The sequence below is a fragment of the Pseudomonas fjordensis genome, assembly GCF_976987115.1.
In genome coordinates this window covers 5,503,359-5,519,135 of record NZ_OZ336860.1, presented here as the reverse complement: position 1 = coordinate 5,519,135, position 15,777 = coordinate 5,503,359, and the positions used below count along the sequence as shown (strand labels likewise).

At 59.7% G+C, this 15,777-nt stretch carries 11 protein-coding genes and 2 tRNA genes; 5 read left to right on the top strand and 8 right to left on the bottom strand.

The features are described from left to right. Window positions 1-75: 75 nt before the first annotated feature. From ACWHXD_RS25255 to ACWHXD_RS25240, 4 genes are all read right to left on the bottom strand, one after another. Window positions 76-1,356: a virulence factor family protein gene (locus ACWHXD_RS25255; protein ID WP_138762253.1), complete on the bottom strand. Its 1,281-nt coding sequence runs from the start codon at window positions 1,354-1,356 to the stop codon at window positions 76-78. After that, on the bottom strand, window positions 1,356-3,998 hold the full coding sequence (gene mprF, locus ACWHXD_RS25250) for a bifunctional lysylphosphatidylglycerol flippase/synthetase MprF (protein WP_003193949.1): 2,643 nt from the start codon (window positions 3,996-3,998) through the stop codon (window positions 1,356-1,358). Before mprF ends, ACWHXD_RS25255 begins: the two co-directional genes overlap by 1 nt. Window positions 3,999-4,278: 280 nt before the next feature. Then, window positions 4,279-4,355: transfer RNA gene (locus tag ACWHXD_RS25245), tRNA-Met, on the bottom strand. Window positions 4,356-4,520: 165 nt separating this feature from the next. Next, window positions 4,521-4,597: transfer RNA gene (locus tag ACWHXD_RS25240), tRNA-Met, on the bottom strand. A gap of 278 nt (window positions 4,598-4,875) precedes the next feature. On the opposite strand from ACWHXD_RS25240, the gene dinB reads away from it, so the two are divergent. After that, window positions 4,876-5,934: a DNA polymerase IV gene (gene dinB / locus ACWHXD_RS25235; RefSeq protein ID WP_138762254.1), complete on the top strand. Its 1,059-nt coding sequence runs from the start codon at window positions 4,876-4,878 to the stop codon at window positions 5,932-5,934. A gap of 204 nt (window positions 5,935-6,138) precedes the next feature. Next, window positions 6,139-7,691 (top strand): IS3 family transposase gene (locus ACWHXD_RS25230; RefSeq protein ID WP_192901687.1). Its coding sequence is split into 2 segments (ribosomal slippage): window positions 6,139-6,601 and window positions 6,601-7,691, totalling 1,554 coding nucleotides; the frame shifts between segments, so codons are not numbered across the junction. 571 nt (window positions 7,692-8,262) lie between these two features. Here the strand turns inward: ACWHXD_RS25230 and ACWHXD_RS25225 are convergent. The 4 genes from ACWHXD_RS25225 to ACWHXD_RS25210 form a co-directional block, all read right to left on the bottom strand. Further along, the gene (locus ACWHXD_RS25225) at window positions 8,263-9,216 is read right to left on the bottom strand and encodes a hypothetical protein (protein ID WP_138762255.1); all 954 of its coding nucleotides are present in this window, start codon (window positions 9,214-9,216) and stop codon (window positions 8,263-8,265) included. 20 nt (window positions 9,217-9,236) lie between these two features. Then, complete coding sequence (locus tag ACWHXD_RS25220) at window positions 9,237-10,952, bottom strand: proline--tRNA ligase (RefSeq protein WP_032895438.1); 1,716 nt, start codon at window positions 10,950-10,952, stop codon at window positions 9,237-9,239. 214 nt (window positions 10,953-11,166) lie between these two features. Next, window positions 11,167-12,708: an AmpG family muropeptide MFS transporter gene (locus ACWHXD_RS25215; protein ID WP_138762256.1), complete on the bottom strand. Its 1,542-nt coding sequence runs from the start codon at window positions 12,706-12,708 to the stop codon at window positions 11,167-11,169. 43 nt (window positions 12,709-12,751) lie between these two features. After that, complete coding sequence (locus ACWHXD_RS25210) at window positions 12,752-13,114, bottom strand: MGMT family protein (RefSeq protein WP_192901644.1); 363 nt, start codon at window positions 13,112-13,114, stop codon at window positions 12,752-12,754. 144 nt (window positions 13,115-13,258) lie between these two features. Between ACWHXD_RS25210 and ACWHXD_RS25205 the strand changes: the two genes are divergently transcribed. From ACWHXD_RS25205 to ACWHXD_RS25195, 3 genes are all read left to right on the top strand, one after another. After that, window positions 13,259-14,266: a DUF481 domain-containing protein gene (locus ACWHXD_RS25205; protein WP_098950472.1), complete on the top strand. Its 1,008-nt coding sequence runs from the start codon at window positions 13,259-13,261 to the stop codon at window positions 14,264-14,266. A 102-nt stretch (window positions 14,267-14,368) separates the two neighbouring features. Beyond that, complete coding sequence (locus ACWHXD_RS25200) at window positions 14,369-15,100, top strand: HugZ family pyridoxamine 5'-phosphate oxidase (protein ID WP_032895442.1); 732 nt, start codon at window positions 14,369-14,371, stop codon at window positions 15,098-15,100. A 66-nt stretch (window positions 15,101-15,166) separates the two neighbouring features. Then, complete coding sequence (locus tag ACWHXD_RS25195) at window positions 15,167-15,643, top strand: FxsA family protein (RefSeq protein ID WP_034128625.1); 477 nt, start codon at window positions 15,167-15,169, stop codon at window positions 15,641-15,643. Window positions 15,644-15,777 lie beyond the last annotated feature (134 nt).

Below are 15,777 nucleotides of genomic sequence, written 5' to 3'. Positions count from 1 at the left end.
CAATACGGCTGTGACTGATCCACCGCTTTCGCGAGCAAGCCCGCTCCCACATTTTGTTTTGTGTGTGGCGCGGGATTACTCGGCTTTGGCCTGATGCTTGACGATAATCTCCACCAGACGCTTGGCCAGCGCCGGGTAGTTCTCATCGAAGTGATGCCCGCCCGGCAGCTTCATGGCTTCGCCCACGGCGGTCTTGTCGGTGCAGCCGCTCTCGTCGACTTCTTCGGCACCGTAGATGCACACGACTTTCTCAGGCGGCAGCTTGGCCATTTCCGGGCCGGTGGCGGCTTCTTTGCCGGCGTTGCCCAGCCAGCCTTCCACTTCGATTTCAAAGCTGCCGGTGCGGGCGAAGGCCAGCAGGATGATCGCGTCTACCCGTTGCTGTTCGTTCTCTGGCATACGGTTGTAGATCGCCGGCAATACGTCGGCGCCGAACGAGTAACCGGTCAACACGAAGCGCTTGGTGCCCCACTTTTGCCGGTAGTGTTGCATCAGCTCGGTGAGGTCCTTGGCGCTTTGCTCAGGCGTTTTGTGCTGCCAGTAGTAGCGCAGGGTGTCGATGCCCACCACCGGGTAGCCGATCTTCGCCATCTCGCCCGCCACGTCGCGGTCCAGGTCGCGCCAGCCGCCGTCACCGGAGAGGAACAGGGTCACGGTGTCCTTGGCTTGGCCGGCGGGAACTTCTACCACCGGAATCGCCAGGCCGCCGTTGTCCGAACCGACCAGTTGCTTGCGCAGTTCGTTGTTCAGCACCTGTGGGTAATGAATGTCGTAGTCGCTGATACTGGTGGTGGCGCGCGGTGTGTCACGTACGAAACTGGCGCTTTCATCGTCGGGGTTATCGTTCCACGCCACCAGCCAGTTGCCATGGGCGGCGGTTTTCGGCAGCGGGTCGTTGCAGCCTTCCTGTTTCAGGGCGAAGCCTACAGAGATGGCGTTAGCCTTGTCGTCGTTCTGGGTGGCCAGCCAGCGCCAGGCGAGTGCGGCGCCAGGGCCGATGCCGCTGACCAGGGTCGCCGGGCCTTTGAGCTGGGCCAGGGCGCCTTGCAGGGCTTTTTCCTGCAATGCGCAGTCATCTTTGGGCAGCACCACCTGAACCAGTTGCGCAGCACCGCCCTGGCTCAGGGCCATCAGTTGGCTGTCGGTCAAGGTTTCGTCGGCCATCACCGCCACGGCCACGCGGGCTTTTGCGTTGCTGGCCGGGGTTACGCGGGTCATTACCGAACCGTCGGCCTGGGGCAAATGCTCCAGGGTCGGCTGCGGGGCAGGGCGGTTCCAGTACCAGAAGCCACCCGCCGCGATCAGCGCAAGCAGCACCACTAAAGCCAATACATACCGCCAGGAGCGTCGAATCATCAGCGTTTCACCAATCCAGTCAAGCCGCCCGCGATCAGGGCGGCGGTATCGGCCAATGCCACCAGCGGATCCAGTCCTGCGGGCACGGCCATGTAACGGGGTTCCCAGTCGGGCTGGAACTTGTCTTTGAAGCGGCGCAAACCTTGGAAGTTATACAGTTGCTCGCCACGGCGGAACACCATCGAGCCCAGGCGCTGGGTCAGCGGTGCGCCACGGCGCGGTTGCAAGCCCGACAACGGCACCATGCCGAGGCTGAAGCGCGCGTAGTCGTGGCTCTTATAATGTTGAATCAGGCCCACCATCATAAATTCCATGGTCAATTTGGGCGCGTCCGGGTGGGCACGCATCAGGTCGAGGCTGGCCAGGTCATGGTTGTAGGTTTCGAGCAAATTGGCGAAGGCCACCGGGCGCCCTTCGAAGCGAATGATCGCGATACGAAAGTGCTTGAGGTAGTCATCGCTGAAACGGCCCAGGGAGAAGCCCTTTTCCCGCACATTCTTACCTGTAAGCCAGGCATCGGAGATGACTTTTAATTCATCCATCGGCGCCTTGCCTGGTTCGCAGATCTCCAGGGACAGGCCGTCCCGGGTGCCACGGTTCCAGGTGTAGCGCAAATCCTTCATTTCTTTGCCCTTGGCTTCCAGGTCAAAGCGTTTCAGGTCGACGCGGGCTTCTTCACCCAGCTTGATCGCGGTGAGGCCGATATCCATGTAATACGGCAGGTTCTCGGCGCGTACCTGGTAGAACACCGGGCGGGCGTGGTGGATGTCGCACAGGTCGCGGAACTGCCAGATCATCTCGGCGCGCGGTTGGGTTGGGCCGATGGGGTCATACAGCGCCACCAGGCTACGCCCGCGACGGGCATACATCAGGAAAGCTTCATCGTTAGGGTGAAACAGCAGCGCCTTGTCGCCAGTGAGCGCCAGGCCGCCGTCGGGTTGGGACGAGGCCATCAGGATCTTGCTGGCGCGCTCCAGTTCTTCCGGGGTCGGCAGGTGGATGACCGGGCGTGCCGTGCGCAGCAGCCAGGTCAGCGACACGATCACCAGCAACACGGCGGCGCCGAGCAGCGAACGCAAGCCACGCGGGGCGTTGGCATCGAGGGTGAACTGCCACCAGAGTTGATGGCTGTAGGGCACGTCCTGATAGGCAAACAGCAGCAGCCAGATCGAGGCACCGAGCACACAGACACTGGCCACCAGGTACAGCGGCGAAAACGGCAACTCGGTCAGGCGACTGGCGCGGTAGAACGAGCGGCGGAAGATCGCCAGCAGCACTGCGGTCATGGTCATCAGGCTGGCTTCTTCCCAGTCGAAGCCTTTAAGCAGAGAGAGCAGGGCGCCGACCAGCAGCAGCACCATGGTCAGCATCCAGGCCGCCGACAACCGCCGACGCAGGCCCTGGGCGAGCAACAGGCACAACACGCCGATCAGGCTGGCACCGAAGTGCGACGCGTCAATCAGACGATGGGGGATCAGGAAGCCGATGTTTTCCAGGCGTGAGTCGATCTCTGGCGTGGCGCCGGAAAACAGCAGGACCACGCCGGACAAAAAAACCAGGACGGCCAATACTGGCGCTGCCAGCCCTGATGCCACCCGCAGGCTTTGCTGGGTCTGGAACAGGCGCTGGGCCTCGTTGACCAGCAGGAATACACAGGCGATCAGCAGCGGCAGCACCACGTAGATCATGCGGTACAGCAGCAAAGCCGCGGCCAGGGGCGCGGCACCGAGCTTGTCGGCAAAGGCCGCCAGCAGGATCGCTTCGAATACACCCACGCCGCCCGGCACATGGCTGAGTACACCCGCGGCCAGCGCCAGCAGGTACACCAACAGGAACGGGCCGAAGGGCGGCGCTTCCGGCAACAGCAGATACAGCACGGTAGCGGCTGCGGCGACGTCCAGTGCGGTGATGATCAGTTGCAGGAACGTCAGGCGTCGGCCTGGCAGGCGCAGGGTACGGCGCCCGGCCTTGACCAGCAGGTTGTCGGGGTAGGGCTGCTCCGGCAGGCGGCGGCGATAGATGCCGATGCACAGCAGCACCGACAACAGCAGCACGGCGCCGGCAATGCCACCGAGCAGGCTTTGCGATAAATGCAGGTAAGTGGAAGCGGCCGGCAAGTTGCTCAACGTGGCCAGCGCGGCCAGCGGCGGCAGGGCACAGCCCAGGGCCAGGCTGGCGAATACGGTCATGTGCGCCACTTCCGAGGCGCCGATGCCATGCCGTGCATATAAACGGTAGCGCACCGAACCGCCCGAGAGCATCGACAAACCAATGGCGTTGCCAATGGCAAAGGCGGTGAAACCACCCAGGGCCAGGGTTTTGGCGGGCAATTGCACGCCAGCATACCGCGCGCCGGAGAACTCATAGCCGAGCAGGATAATGAAGCCGGCAACCGCTGCCGCAAAGGCACCCAACAGGGCGGGCTTGGGCACTTCCAGGATCGAATCGTGCAGGGCGTAGAGGTCCAGCTCCAGCAGCAGGTGCCGGCAGGCGATCAGGGCGATTGCAAACAGCAGGAGCGTCACGGCCAGGCCGATGGGCTGGCGGTACTTGCTCAACAGGTCCAGCCACCGCAAACGGGTGGGAGTGATCGGTTGTTCTGCTGTGACGGTGTCTTGTGGTTCAGACGAGTTGGCGCGCATCAATCACCTCGTGGATTGTGCGCGACAGGATGGAGGTATCCAGCCAAGTTACCAATCCCTATGGACAAAATAATTACAAATATTAACGCGGATCACCGGGCGCGGCGACTGCGGCCATTGGTCGTAGAGGGGTAGCGCTTGAGCATTGAGCCTAGCGTGCAATGAGATGGACTGTGCAAACCGTCTACGGTTTCATGAAAGATGCCATGCCATTGTTTCAGAAGAACTTTTTCGCCAGATACAAAAAAGGCCACTCTTTCGAGTAGCCTTTTTTGATGTTTGGTTGCGGGAGCCGGATTTGAACCGACGACCTTCGGGTTATGAGCCCGACGAGCTACCAGACTGCTCCATCCCGCGTCTGTGGGCGGCATTCTACAGCCCAACGGCGGGGTGTCAACCGTTAATGAGCCGATCGCTGAAATAAGCGCTAATTATTCTGAAATCAAGGTGTTGGCTGCATTGTGCAGGCAAAACAAGCGCGCACAAAAAAGGCCACTCTTTCGAGTAGCCTTTTTTGATGTTTGGTTGCGGGAGCCGGATTTGAACCGACGACCTTCGGGTTATGAGCCCGACGAGCTACCAGACTGCTCCATCCCGCGTCTGTGTGTCGGCATTCTACAGAGGAACGCGAGTGTGTCAACCCGTAAACTGAAGAAAAGCGCTTGTGCTTCAATCGGTTAGCGCTTAAAAGGGCGGTTTGAGAGGGTTCCAGGCCAGGCAGGACAAGGCTTTCAGCTCTATTGGGATGCTAGATTCGATTGAGAAAATATATTCATCTATGAAATTTCCTACCGCTGAGGCGGAAGATTCAAACTACTGGTGCTATATACAGGGGTGAGTGCGATACTGGCCACCCGTTGGTTAACACCCCGTTTATATGACGCAGCGCAAAATCATCCACGTCGACTGTGATTGCTTCTACGCCGCCATCGAGATGCGCGACGACCCGAGCCTGGCGCAAAAGCCCTTGGCCGTCGGTGGCTCGGCAGATCGGCGCGGCGTGATCGCCACCTGCAACTACGAGGCGCGGGCGTATGGGGTGCGTTCGGCGATGTCGTCACGTCATGCCTTGAAGCTGTGCCCGGACTTGACCATCGTCAAGCCGCGCATGGATGCCTATAAAGAAGCATCAAAAGAAATCCAGCTGATTTTTCGCGACTACACCGACTTGATCGAGCCGTTGTCGCTGGATGAGGCTTACCTCGACGTATCCGACAGCCCGCATTTTGGCGGCAGCGCCACGCGTATTGCCCAGGACATTCGGCGCCGTGTTTCCAACCAGTTGCATATCACCGTGTCTGCCGGCGTAGCGCCCAACAAGTTTTTGGCTAAGATCGCCAGCGACTGGAAGAAGCCCAATGGGTTGTTTGTGATCACGCCGAATCAGGTCGAAGACTTTGTTTCGCAGTTGCGTGTCAGCAAGCTGCATGGCGTGGGCAAGGTCACCGCCGACAAGCTGGCGCGCCTGGGCATCGAGGACTGCCTGCAATTGCGTGACTGGAACAAACTGGCACTGGTGCGCGAATTCGGCAGTTTCGGCGAGCGCCTCTGGAGCCTGGCCCGTGGGATTGATGACCGCGTGGTGCAAAACGACAGCCGGCGGCAGTCCATCAGTGTGGAAAATACCTTCGACGTGGACCTGCCAGACCTTCCGAGTTGCCTGGCGAAACTGCCGCAACTGATGGAAACCCTGGCCGGGCGCATGGCGCGTATCGACAGCAGCTACCGGGCGGGCAAGCCGTTCGTCAAAGTGAAGTTTCATGACTTTACCCAGACGACGCTGGAACAGGCCGGGGCAGGGCGGGATCTGGAGAGTTATGAGCAGTTGATGACCCAGGCGTTCAATCGCGGGGGCAAGCCGGTGCGGTTGCTGGGGATAGGCGTACGGTTGCTGGACCTGAGTGGCGGCAACGAACAGCTCGAGTTTTCCTGGTAAAAACCACGAAGCAAATGTGGGAGCTGGCTTGCCTGCGATGGCGGAGTGTCAGTCACGAATGTTGTAACTGATACACCGCTATCGCAGCATAGGTATCTACACAACTTTGTGGGTTCTAACGGTAGACGGTAACCCCCGGTGTCAGGGTAGTTGTCGTGTCCCCCGCTTTTTGAAAAGCATTCCGGGGGCGGCAAGAGTATGGTCATGCCTTTCTATTCAGAAGAACGTAAAGCTGCGCTGCTGAAAATGATGCTTCCGCCCCTGAGCCTCTCGGCGGCGGAGGTCGCTCGGCGCGAAGGTTGCAGCGATATGTCTCTCCATTATTGGCGCAAACAAGCTGCCGCCAGAGGAACGCAATTGTCCGATGCCAAGCAACCGGCCGAAAATTGGTCAGCCGAATCCAAGCTGGCGATCATCATAGAAACAGGTTCGCTATCGGAACTGGAAATCGGTGAGTACTGCCGACGAAAAGGTATTTTTCCCGAGCAAATAACCGATTGGCGCAACGCTTTTATCGCCGGCAGCACGAAACAGTCAACCGCGAAAACTGCAAGCTCCGGACAGTCACGGGATGATAAAAATCGTATCCGTGAACTTGAACGTGAGTTGCGCCGCAAAGATGCAGCCCTGGCTGAAACAGCGGCTTTACTGGTACTACGAAAAAAGCTCAATGCCTACTGGGGGAGCGACGACGAGGCCACCTGACCTTGTTGCCAGAACGGTATTTACTCGTTGATTGGCTTAATGAAGCCATTCTGGCGGGCGCCCGCAGGGCGCCTGCTTGTCAGGAGGTAGGCATTTCACTGAGGACGCTGCAACGCTGGAGCTTGCCGCAAGAACTCTTGGCAGATGGACGCACGACGACGCTCAGGCCGATACCGAACAACGCGCTCAGTGAGCTTGAGCGACAAGGCATCGTGACGCTGTGCAACAGCAAAGCTTACGCGCACCTCCCGCCAAGCCAGATCGTGCCGCAATTGGCCGATGAAGGAAGATATGTAGCCTCGGAGGCGACTTTTTATCGTGTGCTGCATGCGGCAGGTCAGCAGCATCACCGATCCAGAGCCAAGCGACCGCATCGCCATGAGGCACCGACCACTTACGCAGCGACTTCAGCTAATCAGGTGTGGTCATGGGACATCACCTACCTGCCGTCCCCGGTTCGCGGGAAATTTTACTATCTCTATCTGATCGAAGACATCTACAGCCGAAAAGCCGTGGGCTGGGAAGTTTATGAAGCCGAGAGCGGGGAAAAGGCGGCAGCGTTGCTGCAACGAAGCGTGACTCAGGAGAAGTGTTGGCGCCAGCCGCTGGTGCTTCACTCGGACAATGGTGCACCAATGAAATCGGTGACGTTACTGACCAAGATGTATGACCTGGGCATCACGCCGTCTCGCAGTCGACCACGGGTTAGCAACGACAACCCGTACTCGGAATCACTGTTCAGGACACTGAAATACTGCCCGCAGTGGCCACAGGCAGGGTTTACCAGCCTGGATGATGCGCGTATCTGGGTGAGGAATTTTATGACCTGGTACAACACCGTGCACCGTCATAGCCGGATCCGCTTCGTAACACCGGCTCAACGTCATGAAGGAAAAGACCGAGAAATCTTGGCTAGTCGAGATGCGATATACCGGCAGGCCAGAGAGAAAAGACCGGAACGATGGTCAGGAGAGACACGCAACTGGAACCCTATCGGGACGGTGTATCTGAACCCCGAAAGGGAGCTGACCGTGGTAATAAAAATCGCGTAGCGCGACGGTGGACGCGACAACTACCTTGAAAAACGCCGGTAACCACGATGCGAAGCGAGTCGTTCTTGATCTTGATCTTGCTTTTGATCTTAGGCGCCCCGTTAAACCACGCTGGCCGGAATTCGACAGGGATTTGGGGGGTAAACCGGCAGGGATGCCGGTTTAGCCGCCCCGCGCCATGGATGGCGCGTGGCGGCGGCCCCCCAAATCACTGGCGGATTACGGGCACACCGAGCCTAGGCGAGGTGCCGAGTGGTGGGGCAAGAGCGTTTTGCTTACTTTTGCGCTTTTCAAAAGTGAGCCGCCGTCAGGGCGGAACCCTAAGTGGCCGTTACCTAAATAACGGATATGTACCCGGTCCAACTGTATTGCCTGTCAGGCCGTCTTCGCAGGCAAGCCAGCTCCCACATTTGGATCGCGGTGCGTCAGTTAGAAAAGCGTTGGCTATCCGGTCGTCACGGGAGCAAGCTCCCTCGCCACAGGTCCAGCGTCGCACCAAGGTTGTGTAGATACCTATGGCTATCGCAGGCAAGCCAGCTCCAACCGTTTGATCTTCACAAGCATTGAGCGATCAGCGTGCGCCAGGGTCTGCCACCAACCGCCCCGCATCCTTGGTCAACGCCTGCACAAACTCCTGCTGCAGCTCCGGGTCATTGCGCGTCAGTTCGATCAGGCTTTGTTCCAGCTCGCTGGCTTCTTCTTCCAGCCCCAGCTCCGACAGGCGTTTGACTCGGTGTACCCACTGGTTCACTTCGTCATCTTCCAGATCGTCGTAGATCAGGGCATGGGCTTCGAGCAGCTTGCTGCGCAACGTGTTGCTGACCGCCAGGGTCGAGTCGGTATGCACGTCGTCCTGGCCATCCTCCACACTGATCTTCAAAGTGGTGACGCGGTTCAGGTCTTGCTCGGCAAAGGGGCTGTCCAACAGGTTCAGGCGCAGGATGCCGTTGCGGTCGGTGGTCAGTTCGTGGGTCTGCTTGCCGGCGGTGACTTGTACCGGGCGCTCGCTCCAGGGCAGGCTCGAATACTCCAGGCGTTTGTCACGCTGGACTTCATCGATAGCCGCCAGGTTCTGTTGCGCACGGCCGTGGGATTGCACGTTCATGAACGGGTTGATGCCGTCCACGCCGTAGCTCAACCAGTCATGGGTCACACTCGTGGGCAGGTTGCCGAGGGCGAAGATATTCACCACGTTGGCACCCACGCCCGCCACCAGCGCCGCGGCACCCAGCGGTATCTCATAGAGTTTGCGCCAGGGTTGGTAGGGCGTGTAGCGGTCATAACGACGGGTGACTTCGAATTCGGTGACCTCGAAGGTCTTCTGCTCATGAATGCGAACCCGGCGTTGCGGCAGCTCCAGCACTTTAGGCTCGCCTACATCGATCTGCAGGCTGTGGTCGAGCAACTTACGCTCGACCCGCTCCTCGTGTTCGCTGCGTTGCGACATCTGATTGGCGCAGCCGCTGACCAGCAGGGCGCCGCACAAGGCGGCGCCCCCCAGGGCTCTGGTGTTTCGCTTGAACATGACTTCTCTTGATCTGGTTTTCAGCGACGAATACGCGCCTGGAGGAAAGACAGCACGTCAGCCACCGGCAACGGTTGGGCTTCGGCTTCGGTCCGGCTCTTGTATTCCAGATTGCCATCAGCCAGGCCGCGGTCACTGACCACGATCCGGTGCGGGATGCCAATCAGTTCCATGTCGGCGAACTTGATGCCCGGGCTGGTTTTCTTGTCCCGGTCATCGAGCAGCACTTCAAAACCGGCAGCGGTGAGTTCCGCGTACAGTTTGTCGGTGGCTTCGCGTACTTGCTCGGTTTCATAGCGCAACGGCACCAGGGCCACCTGGAACGGCGCCAGGGTGTCACTCCAGATGATGCCTTTCTCGTCGTTGTTCTGCTCGATGGCAGCAGCCACCACGCGGGACACGCCGATGCCGTAGCAGCCCATGTCCAGGGTGATCGGCTTGCCGTTCTCACCCAGTACTTCGCACTTCATCGCCTTGCTGTACTTGTTGCCCAGCTGGAAGATGTGCCCGACTTCGATGCCGCGCTTGATCTCCAGGGTGCCCTTGCCATCCGGGCTCGGGTCGCCGGCCACGACATTGCGCAGGTCGGCCACGGTCGGAACCGGCAGGTCGCGCTCCCAGTTCACGCCGAAGTAGTGCTTGTCGTCGATGTTGGCGCCGATACCGAAGTCGCTCATCAGCTCCACCGAGCGGTCGATGATGATCGGCAGCGGCAGGTTCAGCGGGCCCAGGGAGCCGGCACCGGCGCCAATGGCGTCGCGCAGTTCGGCATCGGTGGCCATGACCAGCGGGCTGGCGACGCCAGGCTGGTTGGCGGCCTTGATTTCGTTGAGCTCGTGGTCGCCACGGATCACCAGGGCGATCAGCTTGCCTTCTTCTTCGGCGCGCACGATCAGGGTCTTGATGGTCTTTTCAATCGGCAGATTGAATTTCTCCACCAGGGCCGCGATGGTCTTGGTGTCTGGCGTGTCGACCAGGCGCAGCTCCTCGGTGGGAGCAGGGCGCGAGGTTTCACGTGGTATGGCTTCGGCCTTCTCGATGTTCGCCGCGTAGTCGGAACCGTTGCTGAACACGATATCGTCTTCGCCGGACTCGGCCAGCACGTGGAATTCGTGGGAGCCGGCACCGCCGATGGAGCCGTTGTCCGCTTCAACCGGGCGGAACTTCAGGCCCAGGCGCGTGAACACGTTGCAGTAGGCCTGGTGCATGCGGTCGTAGGTCGCTTGCAGGGAAGCCTGGTCGGCGTGGAACGAATACGCGTCCTTCATGATGAATTCGCGGCCACGCATCAAGCCGAAGCGTGGGCGGATTTCATCACGGAACTTGGTCTGGATCTGATACAGGTTGAGCGGCAACTGCTTATAGCTGCTCAGCTCATTGCGCATCAGGTCGGTGATGACTTCTTCGTGGGTCGGGCCGGCGCAGAAATCGCGGCCATGACGGTCTTTAAAACGCAGCAACTCAGGGCCGTACTCTTCCCAGCGCCCGGATTCCTGCCACAACTCAGCCGGTTGGGTGCTCGGCATCAACACTTCCAGAGAGCCGGCAGCGTTCATTTCTTCACGAACGATGGCTTCGACCTTGCGCATCACCTTCAAGCCCATGGGCAACCAGGTGTACAGGCCCGAGGCCAGTTTGCGGATCATACCGGCGCGCAGCATCAGCTGATGGCTGATCACAACCGCGTCGGAAGGCGTTTCTTTCTGTGTGGCGAGCAAATATTGACTGGTACGCATGGTAGGCCGTTGTCGGTTGCTTGGACTTGAAATGACTTGGGATTGTACGGGCGCTTGTCGCCGGAGTACAGGCGTGACGTTGCGGGGGATCTGACTGTAGCGTGACTGGCCCTGATGCCTGTAGGAGCGAGCTTGCTCGCGAAAAACTCACAGGCTCCGCGTTCATTCAGGAAGCCCGCTTTATCGTTGACGTTTTTCGCGAGCAAGCTCGCTCCTACAAGGGGTCCGTTTCTTCAGGGGGATTCAGCCGGGCGCGGCGGTTCTCCTGGAACCAATGCAGCGCAATCAGGAACAGCGTCGGCACACCCATCAGGCAGGTGATCATAAAGAAGTTGTGGTAACCGAACTTCTCCACCATCACCCCCGAATACCCACCGATCAAACGTGGCAGCAACAGCATGATCGAGCTGAGCAGCGCATATTGGGTGGCGGAGAACTTGAGGTTGGTGAGGCTCGACAGGTAAGCCACGAACGCTGAAGTGGCCATGCCCGAACTGAAGTTGTCCAGGGAGATGGTGACAATCAGCATCTGCAGGTCGGGGCCCATGTCGGCGAGCATCACGAACAGCAGGTTGGTGCCGGCCGAGGCTATGCCGCCGATGAGCAGGATCGGCAATATCCCGAACCGCACGATCAACAGCCCGCCCATGCCGGCACCGAGCAGGGTCATGATCAGGCCGAAGATCTTGCTCACCCCGGCGATCTGGTCCTTGGTGAAACCCTGGTCGATATAAAACACGTTGGCCATGACGCCCATCACTGTGTCGGACATGCGATAGGTGGCAATCAGCCCGAGCAGCAGCAGCGCCTGCCAGCGGTAGCGCAGGATAAAGTCGTTGACCGGCGTGAGCACGGGCGCCAGGCCCCGGCGGCCCATGGCCGAAAGGCACAGGGCAGTGAGCGTTATATAGAGGATGGCACGCAGGAAGGCGCGGTCTTCCATCAGCAGTTCCCACAGGCTCACGCCCTGGAACAGCACGCTGGCAAAGTCGGTGTTGTACAGCTGGGTGAACATCGCCGGCACCGAGACCAACAGCACGATCAGGACAAACACCGACACCAACTGGTGCATGAAACTGTAGCGCCCGGCCTGCAGTTGGGTGCGCAGTGGCACATCGGGTTCACGCATAAACAACGTGGTGAGCAGCGCCGGCACCATCAACACGCCGAACAGCACATAGGTGCCGGTCCAGGCCGAGTGTTTATAGTTGAAGCCGGTGGAGCCGAAGCCTTCGGCAAAGAACAGCGCACCGGCCGTGGCCAGCAGGGCGGCGATGCGATAACCAGACATGTAGCTTGCCGCCAGGGCGGCCTGACGGCTGTCGTCGGCGATTTCCAGGCGGTAGGCATCCACGGCGATGTCTTGGGTGGCCGACGCGAAGGCGACGACCACCGCAATGGCGATCAACCAGGACAGATGTTTTTGCGGGTCACAAAAACCCATGCCGATCAATCCGAGGATCACCAACGATTGGGCCAGCACCAGCCACGAGCGACGGCGCCCCAGTTTGCCCAGCAACGGCAGGCGCCATTGGTCGAGCAGCGGCGACCAGACCCATTTGAAGGCGTAGGCCAGACCGATCAGGCTCGCATAGCCAATGGTCTCGCGGGCCACACCGGCTTCACGCAGCCACACTGAAAGCGTCGAAAACACCAACATGTAAGGCATGCCGGCGGCGAAACCGAGCAACAACAGCACTAACGTCGAAGGGCTGGCATAGGCGGCGAGCGCGGCGCGCCAGGTTTTACGGGGCATGGGCTGGAGTCTGCCTCAGATTTGCGGAAACAAAGCGCGCACTCTAACCGCTGTGCTCTACCGGGCGCCAGCCATGACGCTGAATATCAACACGATTGTTCAGGATAGTGACGCCTTCGCTACGTAAACGCGCACGTTGTTCGTCACCCGAGGCACTGCCCACCGGCAGACTTATCCGACCACCGGCACCCAGCACTCGATGCCAGGGCAATCGCGTGTCCTGCGGCAGGTGGCTCAGGGTGCGCCCGACCCAGCGGGCAGCACGCCCCAAACCCGCCAGGTGTGCCAGCTCGCCGTAACTCACCACGCAGCCTTCGGGCACCTGCGACAGCGTCAGGTACAGGGCAGTGCGGCGCATCTCGGCGGGGCTTTGTGGCGTATCGGCGGGTGAGATCACTGTGGGCATATCCGTTGAGATCGTCGTTGTTTTGTCAGAAACGTCTGTAAACATGGCGATGAGTATTGAACTCAATATAAATCCTTGAGTCAGTTCTAGCCATGTAACACTATAACGCCCCTTTTTTGCCTACCCTGAGCCCCGTACTTGCTTATGTTGTCCAGAACCCTGTTGTGCCTTGCTGTTTTCAGTGCTTCCACGCCCTTGCTTGCCGATACCGTCTGGTTGAAAAACGGTGACCGGCTCACCGGCAAGATCAAAGTCTTCGACGGTGGCAAGTTGCTGATCCAAACCTCCTACGCAGGCTCCATCCCGGTGGACTGGAAGCAGGTTAAAACCCTGGAAAGTGACCAGGAACTGCTGGTCAAGCAGGACGCCTACACCGGTGAAAAGGCCAAGTCCTTGCAGGCAGCGGATGACGGCAAGGTGGTGCTGGCCAATGGCGAGGCGCCCAAGACGGTGGAACTGGCAAGTATCCAACAGATCATGAAGCCCAAGCCGGTGATCGAAGACTTGGTGTGGAAGGGCAACGTCGACCTGGCGCTGGACTACAAGCGCGCCGACAAAGACACCAACGACTACGACATCGACTTCAAGACCTCGGCCCGTCACGGCCAGTGGCGTCATACGGGCAAGGGCGAATACAACCGCGAGTTCCAGGACGACGTCACCACCACCGACAACTGGGCCCTGGAATACGACCTGGACCGCTTCATTACAGAACACTGGTTCTGGCAGGGTCGCCTGACCTACAAGCGCGACAAGGTCGAAGACCTGGCGCGCCAGCGCACCGTGGGTACCGGCCCGGGCTACCAGTTCTGGGACGATGAGTTGGGCGCGTTCTCCCTTGGTTCGCTGGTCAACCGCACCGATTACGAATATGCCGACGGCGGCAAGGACAACTTCTATTCCCTGGCCATGAAGTGGAACTACAACCGCTACCTGGTGGGCAAGACCGTGGAGTTCTTCACCAACGGCGAATTGGGCAAGCCTCTGGACGGCCCGGCCGATTACTCCCTGGATGCCGAGATGGGCCTGCGCTACAAAGTCACCGAATGGGCATCGCTCAACCTCAAGGCCGAGCGTGACATCATCAGCGGCGACTCCGACAGCAGCTTGAGCAAGACCCGCTACACCGCAGGCTTTGGCGTGGCCTGGTAAACCGGCGTCGGCCCCTCTGGCAACCTGCGCGGATATTGATTACCTTGTGTTGAGATCCATTCCCATATGCCATGGGCGGCGGAACATCCGAGGAATCCTATATTGAGCACGCAGGTTGCCAAGAACGCCCGAGAGCTGTTGCTCAAGGAATACCGTGGGGCGCTCGCCACACAGTCCAAAGCTATGCCCGGCTTTCCCTTCGGCTCGGTGGTGCCCTACTGCCTGGACGAGCAGGGCCGCCCGCTGATCCTGATCAGCCGCATTGCCCAGCACACCCATAACCTGCAAAAAGACCCCAAGTGTTCGCTGCTGGTGGGGGAGCGTGAGGCCGATGATGTGCAAGCCGTCGGGCGCCTGACCTACCTGGCCGAAGCCGAGAAGCTGGAAGATGCCGCCGCCATCGAAGCCGCTGCCGAGCGCTACTACCGCTACTTCCCTGATTCGGCCAACTACCACAAGGCCCATGATTTCGATTTCTGGGTACTCAAGCCGGTGCGCCACCGTTATATCGGTGGGTTCGGCGCGATCCATTGGGTCGACCAGTTGACCTTGGCCAACCCCTTTGCGGGCAAGGCCGAGCGCAGCATGATCGAGCACATGAACAGCGATCACACCAAGGCCATCGCCCATTACGTCGAGCTGGGCGGCTTGCCCACCACCGAGCCTGCGCAACTGGCCGGTATCGACAGCGAAGGCATGCATCTGCGCATTGGTCAGTCGTTACATTGGCTAGGGTTTGCCGAGCCCTGCAATACGCCGACACAAGTACGCGAAGCCCTGGTTTCATTGGCGCACGCCGAGGTCTGGCCGAAAAAAACCGCGGTTACTGCTTGAATTCACGCAATGGCGACGTCATCTAAGGTGAACTGGCAAGGCATTCTTGCGTTGAGGAACCATTTGATGCGCCCTTTTTTATTGCTCTTTCTGCTGTTTCCGGTGTTGGAGCTGTTCGTATTCGTTAAAGTCAGCGGTGCGATCGGTTTCTTCCCGGCGCTGCTGCTGATCATCGTAGGCTCCATGCTTGGCGTGCTGGTGCTGCGTGTCGCCGGCCTGGCGACCGCTCTGCGTGCCCGTGAAAGCCTGAACCGCGGCGAACTGCCGGCCCAGACCATGCTTGAGGGCCTGATGATGGCCCTGGCCGGTGGCCTGCTGATCCTGCCGGGCTTTATCAGCGATGTGCTCGGCCTGGTGTTGTTGCTGCCGTTCACCCGCAAGCTGCTGGCCGGCAAGATGCGCCAGCGTGCCGAAGAGGCCGCGATGCGCCAACGTGCGTTCGCCGACGACCTGCAACCCCGTGGCGGCCCGGCTCCGCGCCAACCCCTGGGGCGTGAAGGTGATGTGATCGAAGGCGAATTCGAACACCGCGACAACAAATAACCGTTTCACCGGCACGGCACCTTCGGGTGCCGTGTTGCATTTGCCCTTGAACCGACACAAAAAATTTCATCCCCGGCCCCTTGTAATAAGCCTGGGCGCCCTTATGTAACGGTCACCGCAAGGTTTCTGGTGGT

Coding starts and splice junctions, on each gene's coding strand:
- ACWHXD_RS25220 (WP_032895438.1), bottom strand. CDS start 10,952: ATGCGTACCAGTCAATATTTGCTCGCCACACAGAAAGAAACGCCTTCC.
- ACWHXD_RS25210 (WP_192901644.1), bottom strand. CDS start 13,114: ATGCCCACAGTGATCTCACCCGCCGATACGCCACAAAGCCCCGCCGAG.
- ACWHXD_RS25195 (WP_034128625.1), top strand. CDS start 15,167: ATGCGCCCTTTTTTATTGCTCTTTCTGCTGTTTCCGGTGTTGGAGCTG.
- ACWHXD_RS25225 (WP_138762255.1), bottom strand. CDS start 9,216: ATGTTCAAGCGAAACACCAGAGCCCTGGGGGGCGCCGCCTTGTGCGGC.
- ACWHXD_RS25215 (WP_138762256.1), bottom strand. CDS start 12,708: ATGCCCCGTAAAACCTGGCGCGCCGCGCTCGCCGCCTATGCCAGCCCT.
- ACWHXD_RS25255 (WP_138762253.1), bottom strand. CDS start 1,356: ATGATTCGACGCTCCTGGCGGTATGTATTGGCTTTAGTGGTGCTGCTT.
- ACWHXD_RS25205 (WP_098950472.1), top strand. CDS start 13,259: ATGTTGTCCAGAACCCTGTTGTGCCTTGCTGTTTTCAGTGCTTCCACG.
- mprF (WP_003193949.1), bottom strand. CDS start 3,998: ATGCGCGCCAACTCGTCTGAACCACAAGACACCGTCACAGCAGAACAA.
- dinB (WP_138762254.1), top strand. CDS start 4,876: ATGACGCAGCGCAAAATCATCCACGTCGACTGTGATTGCTTCTACGCC.